Genomic DNA, 13,916 nt, shown 5'->3' on the forward strand with positions numbered 1-13,916 from the left:
GTCCGGTGACGCGCGGGAGGGTGGTGCCGCAGGACGGCGTGGCCGGTGGAGGCGAGGGAGCCCGGCGGCCGGCGTCAGTCAGGGGCCGCCCTGACGGGGAGGGCGGGGCGGCCCCCTCCACCGCGAAGGAGGCCCCGCCCATGCCAGCCAGGTCCCGCGTCGGCGTCGGCGCCACGATCCGCATCCCCGCCGTCGCCGTCGAGGTGCCGTCGCGGTGAGTCGCCGCCGGGAGCACGTCGCCAGCCGACCCACCTGGCGCTGCCGGTCCTGCGGCATCGCCTGGCCCTGCTCGCCGGCGAAGCTGCGGCTGCTCGCCGAGTACCGCCACGACCGGGTCGCACTCATGGTCTACCTGGCGACGCTTCAAGCCGAGGCCGCCGACCAGTTGGCCGGTTCCGGCCACGGCACGTCCCCGGCGGGCCTGACGGACCGCTTCGTCTCCTGGGCCCGCCCGCGGGGGCGAGAGGAAGGCACCCGGGATGGTGAGCCACTTCTGTGTGAGCGTGATACCTGAGAGGCATATTGATGACTCAGAGGTATCACTGTCGTGGGGGTCATGCCTCCCAGCGGCGTCACGCGGCGTAACCGCCGGCCTTCCTGGCGTACGACGAAGGGCGGCCCCACGGCGGGGCCGCCCTTCGTGTCGGGCTGGGACGACGACGCCAGCCTGAGCACCGCCTACAGCACGTAGGAGGCAACCATGTGCCCGAGCTGCCGAATGTCCGAGCCCCCCTTGAACTCCAGCCGGACCTTTCCGAGCCCGCTGAACCACAGGTCCAGTTCGGCGTCGAGATCGGCCGGGTTGCACGGATTCAGTTTGAACACGGAGCCGTTAGAGAAGTCGATCATGGCGTCACCCTAGCCAGGCTGCCCAAACAGAAGATCAACCAGTCGGGTCCCGTCCACGGGTGGTCGGGCGACACGTCATGACTGTTCCGGTGGTCTCCGTGGCGCCGGCGGCCCGGTAGAGACGACTCAGGGCCGGTCCCCGTGGGGCCGGCCCTGTCGTTCGTGCTGCTCGAGCGAGCGGAGGATACGAGATTCGAACTCGTGAGGGTGTTAACCCAACACGCTTTCCAAGCGTGCGCCCTAGGCCTCTAGGCGAATCCTCCGCGAGCCAGAATACAGGTCCCCGACGGCCCGGCCACCCCACCACCCCCTGAAGATCCACGCCGGGTCGGGTAGGGTTGGGCTCACCTCCCGTGCGGCGGTATCTCGTGAACCTCCCCAGGGCCGGAAGGCAGCAAGGATAAGCGGGCTCTGCCGGGTGCACGGGAGGCCTTTTTTGTCTCCGGGCGCCGGTACCGTACCTGCGGGTCAGGTAACGGGGTGGTGGGTGGTCACCCGCGCCTGACCGGCGCAGAATGGCTCGGTCGAGAGGAGGCGGTACGGGTGGCACTGGCCCTTTACCGCAAGTACCGGCCGCGCACCTTCGCCGAGGTCATCGGTCAGGAGCACGTCACCGAACCACTGTCGCAGGCGCTGCGCAGCGGGCGGCTCAACCACGCCTACCTCTTCTCCGGCCCGCGCGGCTGCGGCAAGACCTCCAGCGCCCGCATCCTGGCCCGCTCGCTCAACTGTGAGCAGGGTCCCACCCCGGAGCCGTGCGGGCAGTGCGAGTCCTGCCGCTCACTGGCCACCGACGGTGGGTCCATCGACGTGCTGGAGATCGACGCGGCCAGCCACGGTGGCGTCGACGACGCCCGTGAGCTGCGCGAGAAGGCCGTCTTCGCGCCGGCCCGCAGCCGCTTCAAGATCTACGTCATCGACGAGGCGCACATGGTCTCGTCGGCCGGCTTCAACGCCCTGCTCAAGCTGGTCGAGGAGCCGCCGGAGTACGTCAAGTTCATCTTCGCCACCACCGAGCCGGAGAAGGTCCTCGGCACGATCAAGTCGCGGACCCACCACTACCCGTTCCGGCTGATCCCGCCGAAGACGCTGCGGCCCTATCTGGAGCAGCTCTGCGAGGCCGAGGGCGTCACGGTGGAGCCGGCGGTCTTCCCGCTGGTGGTGCGCGCCGGCGGCGGCAGCGCCCGGGACAGCCTCTCCGTGCTCGACCAGCTCATCGCCGGCGCCGGCCCGGAGGGGGTCACCTACGCCCGGGCCGCCGCGCTGCTCGGCGTCACCGACTCGGCGCTGATCGACGAGATGTGCGACGCCCTGGCCGCCGGGGACGGCGGCGCCGCGTACGCCACTGTCGACCGGGTGGCCGAGGCCGGGCACGACCCGCGCCGGTTCGCCTCGGACCTCCTGGAACGGCTGCGCGACCTGATCGTGCTCCAGCAGGTGCCGGACGCCGCGACCAAGGGCCTGATCGACGGCCCGTCCGACCAGATCGAGCGGATGGCCGCCCAGGCCCAGCGGCTCGGCCCGGGCACCCTCTCCCGCTGCGCCGACATCGTGCACAACGGCCTGGTGGACATGCGCGGCACCACCGCGCCCCGGCTGCTGCTGGAGCTGATCTGCGCCCGCATGATGCTGCCCGGCGTCGACGACACCACCGGTGGCCTGCTCCAGCGCCTGGAGCGGATGGAACGGCGGCTCACCCTGGGCGGCGTCGAGCTGCCGTCGGCCGCCGCCGGGCCCGCGCCGGTCACCCCCGCTCCTCAGGTACGCCCCGAGCCGCCCGCCCCGCCCGCGGCTGCCGCCGCGCCCCACCCGGAGACCGCCGGCACGCCGGCGGCTGCCGCTCCCCCCGTCGGGGCGGCCCCGGCCAACGGGCGTCCCGCCCCGGCTGCCGCCGGTGGCCCCGCCGGGGCGTCCGCTCCGGGCGGGTCCGCCCCGACCGCTGGGGAGCCGGGGGCGCCGCGACGGGTGCCGCCGTCGGCGATGATGCGCGACCCGGCCACCCCCGAGCCGCCCCGCCCGGGTGCGGAGGCGCCCGGAGCGCTGGACGCGGTCGCGGTGCGTCGGGTCTGGCCGGAGGTCGTCGGCAAGGTCAACCGGAGCAACAAGCGGATCGCGGCGTTGATGCGCGACGCGGTGGTCCGCGACCTCGACGGCGACACCCTGGTGCTGACGGTGAAGTCGTCGGTGCTGGCCAAGATGATGTCCGACCACGCCGCGGTGCTCACCGACGCGCTCTACGAGGAGCTGGGCGGGCGCTGGCAGATCCGCTGCGAGGTGGCCGGTGAACGGGGTGGGGTGTCGCTCGGCGCCTCCCGCGTCGCGGCCCCGCCGCGCCCGGCGCCGACCGCCCCGCCCGGCGACGCGAACCCTCCGACCCCGCCGCGTCCGGCTCCGGCCGCCGCGCCGGGCCGCCCGACGCCGCCGCCCGGCTCCGGTGCTGCCGCCCCCGACGCGGGCGGGGACGAGGACTGGCCTGAACCGGCCCGCCCCGGCGGCTCCCCGACGACCGCCGGCTCCCCGCCGACCCCCGCCGCCGACAGCGGCGCCGGTGACGGGGACTGGCCCGAGGCGGCCAGGCCGGGCGGCACCCCGCCCACCCCGCCGACCCCTTCGGCCGGCTCGGCCGTGTCCCCGGCCCGGCCGGCGGCCGGCGCGGCGCCGGCCGCGCCGAAGCAGGCTGTCCCGCCGGTGCAGTCCGCGCCGACCGCCGGCAAGGGCGCCCCGGTGAGCAGCGCCATCGCGGCGGCCCGCGCGGCCGCCGCCGCGGCGGGCTCCGGGGCGGCGAAGGGGCCGCGTACCGCCCAGGCCACGCGGAAGACCGCGGACGCCGACTGGGCCGGCGAGCCGCCGTACGACCCGGACTTCGACGGCCCGTTGGGTGGCGGCGGCGTCCAGCCGGCGGCCACCCCGACGTACGAGGGGTTCGACCCGGGCGACGAGCCGCTGGACGAGGTGATCGACGAGCGGACCGCCCGGCAGTCCAGCGAGGAGCAGGCGGTGCAGCTGCTCCGGGAGGCGCTCGGCGCCGAGAAGATCGACGAGGTGGACGCCCGCTGAGGCGGGTGTTCCCCGGGCGGGGTACGGGTCGCCCCCGGCTAGGCTGGGCGCGGCCGAGCAGACGAGTGCGAGAAGGAGCCCATCCGTGCGCCCAGGTGGACAGCCGAACATGCAGCAGATGCTGAAGCAGGCGCAGAAGATGCAGCAGCAGATCGCCAAGGCCCAGGCCGAGCTGGCCGAGGCCGAGCTGACCGGCACGGCCGGCGGTGGCCTGGTCACCGCCACCGTCTCCGGTGCCGGTGAGATCAAGAGCATCAAGATCGATCCGAAGGCGGTCGACCCGGAGGACGTGGAGACGCTGGAGGACCTGGTGGTCGCCGCGCTGCACAACGCCGCCGAGGCGGCCCGGGAGCTGACCGAGAAGAAGATGGGCCCGGTTACCGGCGGCATGGGCGGCCTCGGCCTGCCCGGTTTCTGAGCCGGCAGATGTACGAAGGCGCCATCCAGGACCTGATCGACGAGCTGGGGCGGCTGCCGGGCGTGGGCCCGAAGAGCGCCCAGCGGATCGCGTTCCACGTCCTGTCGGCCGACCCGGCCGACGTCAACCGGCTGGCCGGCGCGTTGCGCAAGGTCAAGGAGCTGGTCCGGTTCTGCACCACCTGCTACAACGTCGCCGAGTCCGACCAGTGCCGGATCTGCCGCGACCCGCGCCGCACCGACGAGGTGCTCTGCGTGGTCGAGGAGCCCAAGGACGTGGTGGCGATCGAGCGGACCGGTGAGTTCCGGGGCCGCTACCACGTGCTCGGCGGGGCGATCAACCCGTTGGAGGGCATCGGCCCGGACAACCTGCGCATCCGCGAGCTGATGACCCGGCTCAGCGGCGGGGCGGTCCGTGAGCTGATCCTCGCCACCGACCCCAACACCGAGGGCGAGGCGACCGCGACGTACCTCGCCCTGATGGTCAAGCCGATGGGGATCGCGGTGACCCGGCTCGCCAGCGGCCTGCCGGTCGGTGGCGACCTGGAGTACGCCGACGAGATCACTCTCGGCCGGGCGTTCGAGGGCCGCCGCGCGGTCTGAGGTCACGGGCGCCGGGGTGGGCCGCGGTCGAGGCCGCGGCCACCCCCGGCGTGCCCCGCGTACGCCGGCGCGGTGCTCGCCACCGCTGACCCCCCGGGTTCCCGCGGTCGAGCCTCTGCTCCCGCCGGTCCGGCCGGCACCGTCGCGCGGACCCTCTCGCGATCTGACACCGAAGGTCCGCAGCGGCCCGGATGACGTAACAGTTTGGCATCGCAGTTTCGGATTGTTCGGCGACGAGGGCTATTTGCCTTCGATTCGTCGGCCATGTCGCGGCTGGGACACGATCCGATACCAACCAGCCATCCGCCGGTTTCCGCAGCGTCGAAACGGGGGCTATGGTCACCGCCATCGGTGACCCCTGTCACCACGTTGTCCGTACCCCCAAGGAGAAGCACCATGCGTGCATCCAGGCCGAAGGTCGCGATCGCGGCCGTCGCGGTCGCGGCCCTCGCGGTAGCAGGCTGCGCCGAGAGCGACCGTGATGGCAGTTCCGGTGACGGCAAGAAGAAGGACACTCTCGTCTTCGGCGTAGCCGGAGACCCGAAGGTGCTGGACCCGAGCTTCGCCAGCGACGGTGAGTCGCTGCGCGTCGCGCGTCAGGTCTTCGAGACGCTGGTCCGCCCGGAGGAAGGTGGCACGAAGGTCACCCCCGGCCTGGCCGAGTCCTGGACCCCGGACGCCGCCGGCACCACGTGGACCTTCAAGCTGCGCTCCGGCGTGAAGTTCCACGACGGCACCGAGTTCAACGCCGAGGCGGTCTGCAAGAACTTCGACCGCTGGTACAACGCGAAGGGCCTCATGCAGAGCCCCGACGTGACCGCGTATTGGCAGGACGTCATGGGCGGCTTCGCCAAGAACGAGAGCGCGGACCTGCCGCCGAGCCTCTTCAAGTCCTGCACCGCCAAGGACGCCACCACGGTCGACCTGGCCTTCACCCGGGTCTCCAGCAAGATCCCGGCCGCGCTGATGCTGCCGTCGTTCTCCATGCACAGCCCCAAGGCGCTGGAGCAGTACGACGCCAGCAACGTGGGCGGCACCGCCGAGGACATCAAGTACCCGTCCTACGCGACCGAGCACCCCACCGGCACCGGCCCGTTCAAGTTCAAGTCCTGGGACGTCGCCAACAAGACGCTCACCATCGAGCGCAACGACGACTACCACGGCACCAAGGCCAAGCTGAAGACCCTCATCTTCAAGACGATCTCCGACGAGAACGCCCGCAAGCAGGCGCTCCGCTCCGGTGACATCCAGGGTTACGACCTGGTCGGCCCGGCCGACGTCGAGCCGCTGAAGAAGGAGGGCTTCAACGTCCTCACCCGCCCGGCGTTCAACGTGCTCTACCTGGCGATCAACCAGAGTGGCAACCCGAAGCTCGCCGACCTAAAGGTCCGGCAGGCCATCGCGCACGCCCTGAACCGGCAGGCGCTGGTCGACTCGAAGCTGCCCCCGGGCGCCAAGGTCGCGCTGAACTTCATGCCGGACACCGTCGAGGGCTGGAACGGCGACGTCACCAAGTACGAGTACGACGTCGAGAAGGCGAAGAAGCTGCTGGCCGAGGCCGGCGCGGCGAACCTGAAGCTGAAGTTCCACTACCCGACCGAGGTCACCCGGCCGTACATGCCGAACCCCAAGGACATCTTCGAGCTGCTCTCGGCGGACCTCAAGGCGGCCGGCATCCAGGTCGAGGCGATCCCGCTGAAGTGGAGCCCGGACTACCTCAACGCCACCACCTCCGGCAGCAAGCACGACCTGCACTTCCTCGGCTGGACCGGTGACTACGGCGACGCCTACAACTTCATCGGCACCTTCTTCGACCGGAAGAAGGACGAGTGGGGCTTCACCAACAAGGCCCTGTTCGACCAGTTCAAGGACGCCGACAGCACCGCCGACCCGGCGGCCCGGGTGGAGAAGTACAAGGCCCTGAACAAGGCCGTCATGGACTTCCTGCCGGGTGTCCCGGTGTCGCACTCGCCGCCGGCGATCGTGTTCGGCAAGGACGTGACCGGGATCAAGGCGAGCCCGCTCACCGACGAGCGGTACGCCAGCGCCGAGTTCAAGTCCTGACCTGACGCACGCAAGGAACGCGGGCGGACGCCGTTTCGACGGCGTCCGCCCGCAACCCTCCGCACCCCCTTCGAGGCCACCGTGTTCCGGTTCATCGTCAGACGCCTGCTCCAGCTGATACCGACGCTGTTCGGGCTCTCCCTCCTGCTCTTCATCTGGCTCCGTCGACTGCCCGGCGGTCCGGAGACCGCCATCCTCGGCGAGCGCGGCACACCCGAGATGCGCGCCGCGATCCGCCGCAACATGGGCCTGGACGAGCCGATCCTGGTGCAGTACGGCCGGTTCGTCCGGCGGCTGATCCGCCTGGACCTGGGCACCTCGACCGCCACCAAGCGCCCGGTCACCACCGAGTTCCTGGAGCGCTTCCCCGGCACCGTCGAGCTGACGATGATGGCGCTGGTGCTCGCGATCGGGATCGGCATCCCGCTCGGCTACCTGGCCGCCCGCCGCCGGGGCCGGCTGCTCGACCACCTCTCGGTCGGCGGTTCGCTGATCGGCATCTGCATCCCGGTCTTCTTCCTGGCGTACGTGTTCAAGGCGATCTTCTCGGAGAACCTCGGCTGGTTCCCGTCCGCCGGTCGCCAGGACCCGACCATGGACGCCACCCGGATCACCAACTTCTTCTTCCTCGACGGTCTGCTGACCCGGGAGTGGGACGCCGCGGCCGACGCGCTGTGGCACCTGGTCCTGCCCGGCCTGACGCTGGCCAGCATCCCGCTGGCGATCATCGTGCGGATCACCCGGGCCAGCGTGCTTGAGGTGCTCAACGAGGACTTCGTCCGCACCGCCGAGGCCAAGGGCCTGACCGAGTCGACGGTGCGCCGCCGGCACGTGCTGCGCAACGCCATGCTGCCGGTGGTCACCTCGATCGGCCTGCAGACCGGGCTCCTGCTCTCCGGCGCGGTGCTGACGGAGACCGTCTTCGGGTTCACCGGCATCGGTGCCTTCGTCGCCGAGGCGATCAGCCAGCGCGACTACCCGGTGCTGATGGGCTTCATCCTGATCATCGCGGTGGTGTACGTGCTGGTGAACCTCCTGGTCGACCTCTCCTACAGCCTGATCGACCCGAGGGTGAGGGTTCGATGACGATCACCTCCGGCAAGAAGAAGCAGAAGATCGACCGGCTCTCCGAGCTGGCCGCCCGGGAGGACGAGCGGGGGGTGAGCCTCTGGCAGGAGGCGTTCCGCCGGCTCCGCCGCAACCCGGCCGCCATCGTCGGCACCGTGATCCTGGCGATCTTCGTGCTCGTCGCGGTCGTCGGCCCGTTCTTCGTGCCGTACAGCCCGACCGACACGATCGGTATCAGGGACGGGCTGATCAAGCCTGGCGTCATCCCCGGCATCGACGGTGACCACTGGCTCGGCTACGACCACCAGGGTCGGGACGAGTTCAGCCGGCTGATCGTCGGTGCCCGGCAGACCCTCCTGGTCGGCGTGGTCTCCACGCTGATCGGCCTGGCCGTCGGCGCGCTGATCGGCGGCGTCGCGGGCGCCGCCGCCGGCCTCGGCGGCCGGTGGGGGCGGTGGATCGACAGCATCCTGATGCGCTTCATCGACATGATGCTGGCGCTGCCCAGCCTGCTGCTCGCGGTGAGCATCGCCGCCCTGCTCGGGGCGAGCCTGACCACCGTCATGATCGCGGTCGGCGTGGTCTCGGTGCCGGTCTTCGCCCGGCTGCTGCGCGGCTCGATGATCTCCCAGGCGAACAGCGACTACGTGCTGGCCGCCACCTCGCTCGGCGTGAAGAAGCCGAAGATCGCACTGAGCCACGTGGTGCCGAACTCGCTCGCCCCGGTCATCGTGCAGGCCACCCTCACCCTGGCCACCGCGATCATCGAGGCCGCCGCGCTCTCCTTCCTGGGGCTCGGCAACCCCGACACCTCCGTGCCGGAATGGGGTGTGATGCTCGCCGACGCGCAGCAGTACATCGACATCCGGCCGGGCCTCGCGGTGTACCCGGCGGTCGCCATCATCATCACCGCGCTCGGCTTCACCCTGCTCGGTGAGGCGATGCGCGAGGCCCTCGACCCGAAGCTGCGGAAGTAGGTCGACCTAATGGCACTGCTCGAAGTGGATGACCTCTCCGTCACCTTCTCCCGGCGCGGTCAGCGCACCGTGCACGCCGTCGACGGGGTCTCGTTCTCCGTCGACGCCGGCGAGGTGGTCGGCCTGGTCGGTGAGTCCGGCTGCGGCAAGAGCGTCACCTCGCTGGCCATCATGGGGCTGCTGCCCAAGCAGCCCGGCCTGCGGGTCGGCGGCAAGGCGGTCTTCGACGGCACCGACCTGCTCCAGCTCGACGACCGCTCCCGCCGGGACATCCGTGGCCGCGACGTGGCCATGATCTTCCAGGACCCGCTCTCCTCGCTGAACCCGGTGATCCCGATCGGGTTGCAGGTGACCGAGGTGCTCACCCGGCACCGGGGGATGAAGGGCGCGGCGGCGGAGAAGGAGGCGGCGTCGCTGCTCGACCGGGTCGGCATCCCCGACCCGAAGCGGCGCCTGAAGGAATATCCGCACCAGCTCTCCGGCGGCATGCGGCAGCGCGCCCTGATCGCGATGGCGGTGGCCTGTCAGCCCCGGCTGCTGATCGCCGACGAGCCGACCACCGCGCTGGACGTCACCATCCAGGCGCAGATCCTGGAACTGCTCAAGGACCTGGTCCGGGAATCCGACACCGCGCTGGTCATGATCACGCACGATCTCGGCGTGGTCGCCGGCATGTGCGACACCGTCAACGTCCTCTACGCCGGTCGGGTGGTGGAGACGGCCCGCCGCCGTCCGCTGTTCCGCGAGCCCCGGCACCCGTACACCGTGGGGTTGCTCGGGTCCGTGCCGCGCCTGGACGCCGGGCGGGGCGAACGGCTCAACCCGATCCCCGGTTCGGTGCGGGACGTGCTGCCCTGGCCGGACGGCTGCGCCTTCGCCCCGCGCTGCACCCGCCGGGTCGACGCGTGCGTGGGGGAGCCGCCGGAGCTGGTGCTCGCCCACGACGACCGCAGCTACCGCTGCGTCAACCCGGCGCCGGTTCCCGGACTGACGCCGGCCGAGGACGTCCGGGCCGTGGTGCCGACGGACGCGCAGCCGGGTTCGGTGCCGGCCCAGGCCGTCCCGGACGACCCGCCCACGGTGCCCGGCCTGGGCCCCGCGCCGCGCGAGGAGGAGAAGCCGTGACCGAGAGCGACATCCTCGTCGAGGTCCGCGACCTGAAGGTGCACTTCCCGATCAAGCGCGGGGTGATCTTCGACCGGACGGTCGGCCAGGTGAAGGCGGTCGACGGGGTCGACCTCAGCATTCCCCGGGGCAAGACGTACGGCCTGGTCGGCGAGTCCGGGTGCGGCAAGTCGACGCTCGGCCGGGCGCTGCTCCAGCTCACCCCGCCGACCGCCGGTGAGGTCAGCTTCGACGGGGTCGAGCTGACCACCCTGCCGGCCGGGAAGCTGCGCACCATGCGTCGTCGGATGCAGATGATCTTCCAGGACCCGATGTCGAGCCTCGACCCCCGGCAGAACGTCGAGTCGATCCTCACCGAGGGGTTGCAGACCCACGGCATCGGCACCGACCGCAACGACCGGCGGCGGATCATCGGCGAGACGCTGGACGCCGTCGGGCTGCCCCGCTGGGCGCTCTCCCGCTACCCGCACGAGTTCTCCGGCGGGCAGCGGCAGCGCATCGGCATCGCCCGGGCGCTGGTGCTCGGCCCGGACCTGATCGTGGCCGACGAGCCGGTCTCCGCGCTCGACGTGTCGATCCAGGCCCAGGTGGTGAACCTGCTGGACGAGCTCCAGGAGAGCCTCGGCCTGACCTACCTGGTCATCGCGCACGACCTCGCCGTGGTGCGGCACATCTCCGACGTGATCGGCGTGATGTACCTGGGCGCCCTGGTCGAGGAGGCGCCGAGCGACCGGCTCTACACCGAGCCGCTGCACCCGTACACCCGGGCGCTGATGTCGGCGGTGCCGGTGCCGGACCCCGACGTGGAGGACCGGCGGGAGCGCATCCTGCTCGCCGGCGACCTGCCCTCCCCGGCGAACCCGCCGTCCGGCTGCCGGTTCCACACCCGCTGCCCGTGGGCCCAGCCGACCCGGTGCGCGGACGAGCGCCCGGCGCTGCGGGAGATCCGCGGCAGTCGGGTCGCCTGCCACTGGGCCGAGCAGATCGCCAGCGGGGAGCTGAAGCCGCACGCGGTCAGCGCCGAGGTGGTCCGCCCCGAGGGCGAGGGTGAGGCGCCGGGCGTGGTCTCCGCGCCCAGCGAGCCCGGCTCGTACGTCTGAGAAGTCGGCGGGCGGGACACCCGGGTCGGGTGTCCCGCCCGCCGTGGTTCAGCCCTCCGGGCGGTGGAGCAGGGCGACCGCGATCGCGTGCACCGCGTCCAGCCCGGCCGGGTCGGTCAGCGGGGCCTTCCCACCCGTCACCACGTACCACTCGTCGGCGTCCTTGTACTGCACGGCGAGGGTGACCTGGCCGTCCGCGTACCCCGTCCGCAGGGTCAGCTCGCCGGTGACCACGCCGACCTCGTCGGTCATCACCCCGCCCGGGCCGGCGACCAGGTCCGCGGTCAGCTCCCGCGAGGCGCCGGTGCCGCCGGCGTCGGCGCTCATCCCCGCGCCCGGCACCTCGGCGGAGGCGGCCGGGCTGCCGTCGGCGGTCATCCCGGCGGTGGTGGCCCCCGGGGCGGGCGTCGCCCCGGCCCCGGTCACGGCTTGTTCGCCCATGTGCAACCCTCCAACATGTCGCTGAGGGCGGCCTTCTCGGCGCTGGTCACCGTCAGCCGCCAGTGGTGCTTGACCGTCACCCAGTCCTCGGCGTACTTGCACCAGTACGACCGGTTCGCCGGTTTCCACTGCGACGGATCCTGGTCACCCTTTGCCCGGTTGGAGCTCGCGGAAACCGCGATGAGCTGCGGTCGGGTCAGGTCGTTGGCGAAGTCCCCGCGCCGCGCGTCGTCCCACTCGGCCGCACCCGAACGCCACGCGTTCGCCAGCGGGACCATGTGGTCGACGTCCACGTCGGAGGGATCGGTGAAGGACCGCCCGTCGTAGACGCTCTCCCACCGCCCCGCCACCACGTTGCAGCCGGAGAGGCGGATGTCGTCGCCGTCCCGCTTCAGCACGCTGTCCCGCACGTCGCAGTTCGTGCCGGTGTCCCGCCAGTGCGGGAACCGCTCCCGGCTGTAACCCTTCATCGACGCGGCCTTCGCCACGGTCAGCTCGGCCAGTTGTTCACCGACGTTCCCGGCGCTGCTCGGCGGCGCCTGCGGCTCGTCGACCCCGACGTCGCAGCCGCCCACGCCGAGCGCGAGCACCGCGGCGAGCGCGCCCGCCACCGTCCCGCGGGCTCCTGATCTGGTACGCACAGTCGACACCTCTCCAGCTTGCGGGCTCCCGGCGATCCCGCACAGTACCCAAGCGGGGTTTCGTCGTTTCGTGGCGTGTCCGGTGCCCGCCCGGCAGATTGGTACCCATGACCGCACCCGACCACGCGCTCCGGATGGGCACCGTCCCCGCCCGGGGGACGCTGCTCGCGGCGGTCCTCGCCTCCGGCATGGTCTTCCTCGACAGCACCGTGGTCAACGTGGCGCTGCCCCGGCTCGGCGCCGACCTCGACGCCACCGTCGCCGGTCTGCAATGGACGATCAACGGCTACCTGTTGATGCTGGCCGCGTTCGTGCTGCTCGGCGGGGCGCTCGGGGACCGGTTCGGCCGCCGGCGGGTCCTCCTGCTCGGGGTGGTGTGGTTCGCGGTCGCCTCCGTCGCCTGCGGCCTGGCGCAGGACACCGGCCAGCTCGTCGCCGCCCGGTTCCTCCAGGGCGCCGGCGGCGCGCTGCTCACCCCCGGATCGCTCTCGGTGCTCCAGGCCAGCTTCCGCCCCGACGACCGGGCCCGGGCCATCGGCACCTGGTCCGGGCTCGCCGGGGTCTCCACCGCGCTCGGCCCGTTCCTCGGCGGCTGGCTGGTCGACGTCTTCTCCTGGCGGTGGATCTTCCTCGTCAACCTGCCGCTGGCGGCGGCCGTGGTGCTGGCCGCGCTGCGCTGGGTGCCGGAGAGCCGGGACGCCGACGCCGCCCGCGCCGGGCCGGGCCGTCGCTTCGACGCGGCCGGCGCGCTGCTCGGCGCGCTCGCCCTGGGCGGGATCACGTACGCCCTCATCGACGCCCCGGCGCGTGGCCTGCGCTCGCTGCCGGTGCTCGCGTCGGCGCTGGTCGGGGTGCTGGCCGCGGTGGCCTTCGTGCTGCTGGAGCGGCGGCGGGGCGACGGGGCCATGCTCCCCGCCGGCCTCTTCACCAGCCGGCTCTTCACGGTGCTGAACCTCTTCACCGTGGTGGTCTACGCGGCGCTCGGCGGGTTCACCTTCTTCTTCGCCGTCTACCTGCAGAACGTGGTCGGCTGGTCGGCGCTGCGCACCGGGCTGGCCACCGTGCCGATGACCCTGCTGCTGCTGGTGGGCTCGGCCCGCGCCGGTGCCCTGTCGGCGAAGATCGGTCCCCGGCTGCCGCTGACCGTCGGGCCGGTGATCGCCGCCGTCGGCCTGCTGCTGCTGCACCGGATCGGACCGGGCGCGTCGTACTGGGCGGACGTGCTGCCCGGGGTGCTTCTCTTCGGACTCGGACTGACCCTGGTGGTGGCGCCGCTGACCGCATCGGTGCTGGCCGCCGTCGCCGACCGGTTCGCCGGGGTGGCCAGCGGCTTCAACAACGCCGCCTCCCGGGTCGGCGGCCTGCTCGCGGTGGCCGCGCTGCCGCTGCTGGTCGGCCTCTCCGGTACCGGGTACGAGCAGGCGACCGAGCTGACCGACGCGTACCGGGGGGCGATGCTCTGGTGCGCCGGTGGGCTGCTGGCCGGCGCGGTGACCGCGGCCGTGCTCATCCACCGGCCCGACCGCAGGGAGCCCCCATCGCCGCACCGCTGAGCGGAGGGACCCCCTGCTCCG

The 13,916-nt window shown here is 72.2% G+C and carries 13 protein-coding genes, 1 tRNA gene and 1 other RNA gene; 11 read left to right on the top strand and 4 right to left on the bottom strand.

Annotation, left to right across the window (positions count from 1 at the left end; all coding sequences use genetic code 11):
• Positions 1-214: 214 nt before the first annotated feature.
• A complete protein-coding gene (locus AC5L3Z_RS24065) occupies positions 215-514 on the top strand; it encodes a flavin reductase (protein WP_494845207.1) in 300 nt (99 codons plus the stop codon).
• Positions 515-678: 164 nt separating this feature from the next.
• Here the strand turns inward: AC5L3Z_RS24065 and AC5L3Z_RS24070 are convergent, their stop codons facing one another.
• Both AC5L3Z_RS24070 and AC5L3Z_RS24075 read right to left on the bottom strand, forming a co-directional pair.
• Entirely contained in the window at positions 679-849 is a 171-nt protein-coding gene (locus tag AC5L3Z_RS24070; RefSeq protein ID WP_494845208.1) for a hypothetical protein, read from the bottom strand.
• A gap of 178 nt (positions 850-1,027) precedes the next feature.
• Positions 1,028-1,112: transfer RNA gene (locus AC5L3Z_RS24075), tRNA-Ser, on the bottom strand.
• An 82-nt stretch (positions 1,113-1,194) separates the two neighbouring features.
• On the opposite strand from AC5L3Z_RS24075, the gene ffs reads away from it, so the two are divergent.
• The 9 genes from ffs (at position 1,195) to AC5L3Z_RS24120 (ending at position 11,260) form a co-directional block, all read left to right on the top strand.
• Positions 1,195-1,284, top strand: an RNA gene (gene ffs / locus AC5L3Z_RS24080) — signal recognition particle sRNA small type.
• 108 nt (positions 1,285-1,392) lie between these two features.
• Positions 1,393-3,906, top strand: coding sequence for a DNA polymerase III subunit gamma and tau (locus AC5L3Z_RS24085; protein WP_494845210.1), 2,514 nt, complete (start codon positions 1,393-1,395; stop codon positions 3,904-3,906).
• Between the two features lie 109 nt (positions 3,907-4,015).
• Positions 4,016-4,324, top strand: coding sequence for a YbaB/EbfC family nucleoid-associated protein (locus AC5L3Z_RS24090; protein WP_334531696.1), 309 nt, complete (start codon positions 4,016-4,018; stop codon positions 4,322-4,324).
• An 8-nt stretch (positions 4,325-4,332) separates the two neighbouring features.
• Positions 4,333-4,926, top strand: coding sequence for a recombination mediator RecR (recR, locus tag AC5L3Z_RS24095; RefSeq protein ID WP_334531699.1), 594 nt, complete (start codon positions 4,333-4,335; stop codon positions 4,924-4,926).
• A 396-nt stretch (positions 4,927-5,322) separates the two neighbouring features.
• On the top strand, positions 5,323-6,990 hold the full coding sequence (locus AC5L3Z_RS24100; protein WP_494845212.1) for an ABC transporter substrate-binding protein: 1,668 nt from the start codon (positions 5,323-5,325) through the stop codon (positions 6,988-6,990).
• A gap of 81 nt (positions 6,991-7,071) precedes the next feature.
• Positions 7,072-8,076: an ABC transporter permease gene (locus AC5L3Z_RS24105; protein ID WP_494845214.1), complete on the top strand. Its 1,005-nt coding sequence runs from the start codon at positions 7,072-7,074 to the stop codon at positions 8,074-8,076.
• A complete protein-coding gene (locus AC5L3Z_RS24110; protein WP_494845215.1) occupies positions 8,073-9,035 on the top strand; it encodes an ABC transporter permease in 963 nt (320 codons plus the stop codon). Before AC5L3Z_RS24105 ends, AC5L3Z_RS24110 begins: the two co-directional genes overlap by 4 nt.
• Positions 9,036-9,044: 9 nt before the next feature.
• Complete coding sequence (locus tag AC5L3Z_RS24115; RefSeq protein ID WP_494845216.1) at positions 9,045-10,160, top strand: ABC transporter ATP-binding protein; 1,116 nt, start codon at positions 9,045-9,047, stop codon at positions 10,158-10,160.
• Positions 10,157-11,260: an ABC transporter ATP-binding protein gene (locus tag AC5L3Z_RS24120; RefSeq protein ID WP_494845218.1), complete on the top strand. Its 1,104-nt coding sequence runs from the start codon at positions 10,157-10,159 to the stop codon at positions 11,258-11,260. The genes AC5L3Z_RS24115 and AC5L3Z_RS24120 overlap by 4 nt, the downstream gene beginning before the upstream one ends.
• A gap of 48 nt (positions 11,261-11,308) precedes the next feature.
• Here AC5L3Z_RS24120 and AC5L3Z_RS24125 read toward each other — a convergent pair whose 3' ends face one another.
• Together AC5L3Z_RS24125 and AC5L3Z_RS24130 are read right to left on the bottom strand one after the other, a co-directional pair.
• Positions 11,309-11,701 (bottom strand): hypothetical protein, encoded by a 393-nt coding sequence (locus AC5L3Z_RS24125; protein ID WP_494845219.1) that lies wholly within the window; start codon positions 11,699-11,701, stop codon positions 11,309-11,311.
• Positions 11,683-12,342 carry an HNH endonuclease family protein gene (locus AC5L3Z_RS24130; protein WP_494845221.1) on the bottom strand — a complete coding sequence of 220 codons (660 nt, stop codon included), beginning with the start codon at positions 12,340-12,342 and terminating at the stop codon, positions 11,683-11,685. The genes AC5L3Z_RS24125 and AC5L3Z_RS24130 overlap by 19 nt, the downstream gene beginning before the upstream one ends.
• Before the next feature lie 107 nt (positions 12,343-12,449).
• Here AC5L3Z_RS24130 and AC5L3Z_RS24135 point away from each other — a divergent pair, with 107 nt between their 5' ends.
• Positions 12,450-13,895 (top strand): MFS transporter, encoded by a 1,446-nt coding sequence (locus tag AC5L3Z_RS24135; protein WP_494845222.1) that lies wholly within the window; start codon positions 12,450-12,452, stop codon positions 13,893-13,895.
• Positions 13,896-13,916 lie beyond the last annotated feature (21 nt).

This window comes from Micromonospora sp. LZ37 (assembly GCF_059359015.1).

Coding starts and splice junctions, on each gene's coding strand:
- AC5L3Z_RS24115 (WP_494845216.1), top strand. CDS start 9,045: ATGGCACTGCTCGAAGTGGATGACCTCTCCGTCACCTTCTCCCGGCGC.
- AC5L3Z_RS24100 (WP_494845212.1), top strand. CDS start 5,323: ATGCGTGCATCCAGGCCGAAGGTCGCGATCGCGGCCGTCGCGGTCGCG.
- AC5L3Z_RS24135 (WP_494845222.1), top strand. CDS start 12,450: ATGACCGCACCCGACCACGCGCTCCGGATGGGCACCGTCCCCGCCCGG.
- AC5L3Z_RS24110 (WP_494845215.1), top strand. CDS start 8,073: ATGACGATCACCTCCGGCAAGAAGAAGCAGAAGATCGACCGGCTCTCC.
- AC5L3Z_RS24125 (WP_494845219.1), bottom strand. CDS start 11,701: ATGGGCGAACAAGCCGTGACCGGGGCCGGGGCGACGCCCGCCCCGGGG.
- recR (WP_334531699.1), top strand. CDS start 4,333: ATGTACGAAGGCGCCATCCAGGACCTGATCGACGAGCTGGGGCGGCTG.
- AC5L3Z_RS24070 (WP_494845208.1), bottom strand. CDS start 849: ATGATCGACTTCTCTAACGGCTCCGTGTTCAAACTGAATCCGTGCAAC.
- AC5L3Z_RS24090 (WP_334531696.1), top strand. CDS start 4,016: ATGCAGCAGATGCTGAAGCAGGCGCAGAAGATGCAGCAGCAGATCGCC.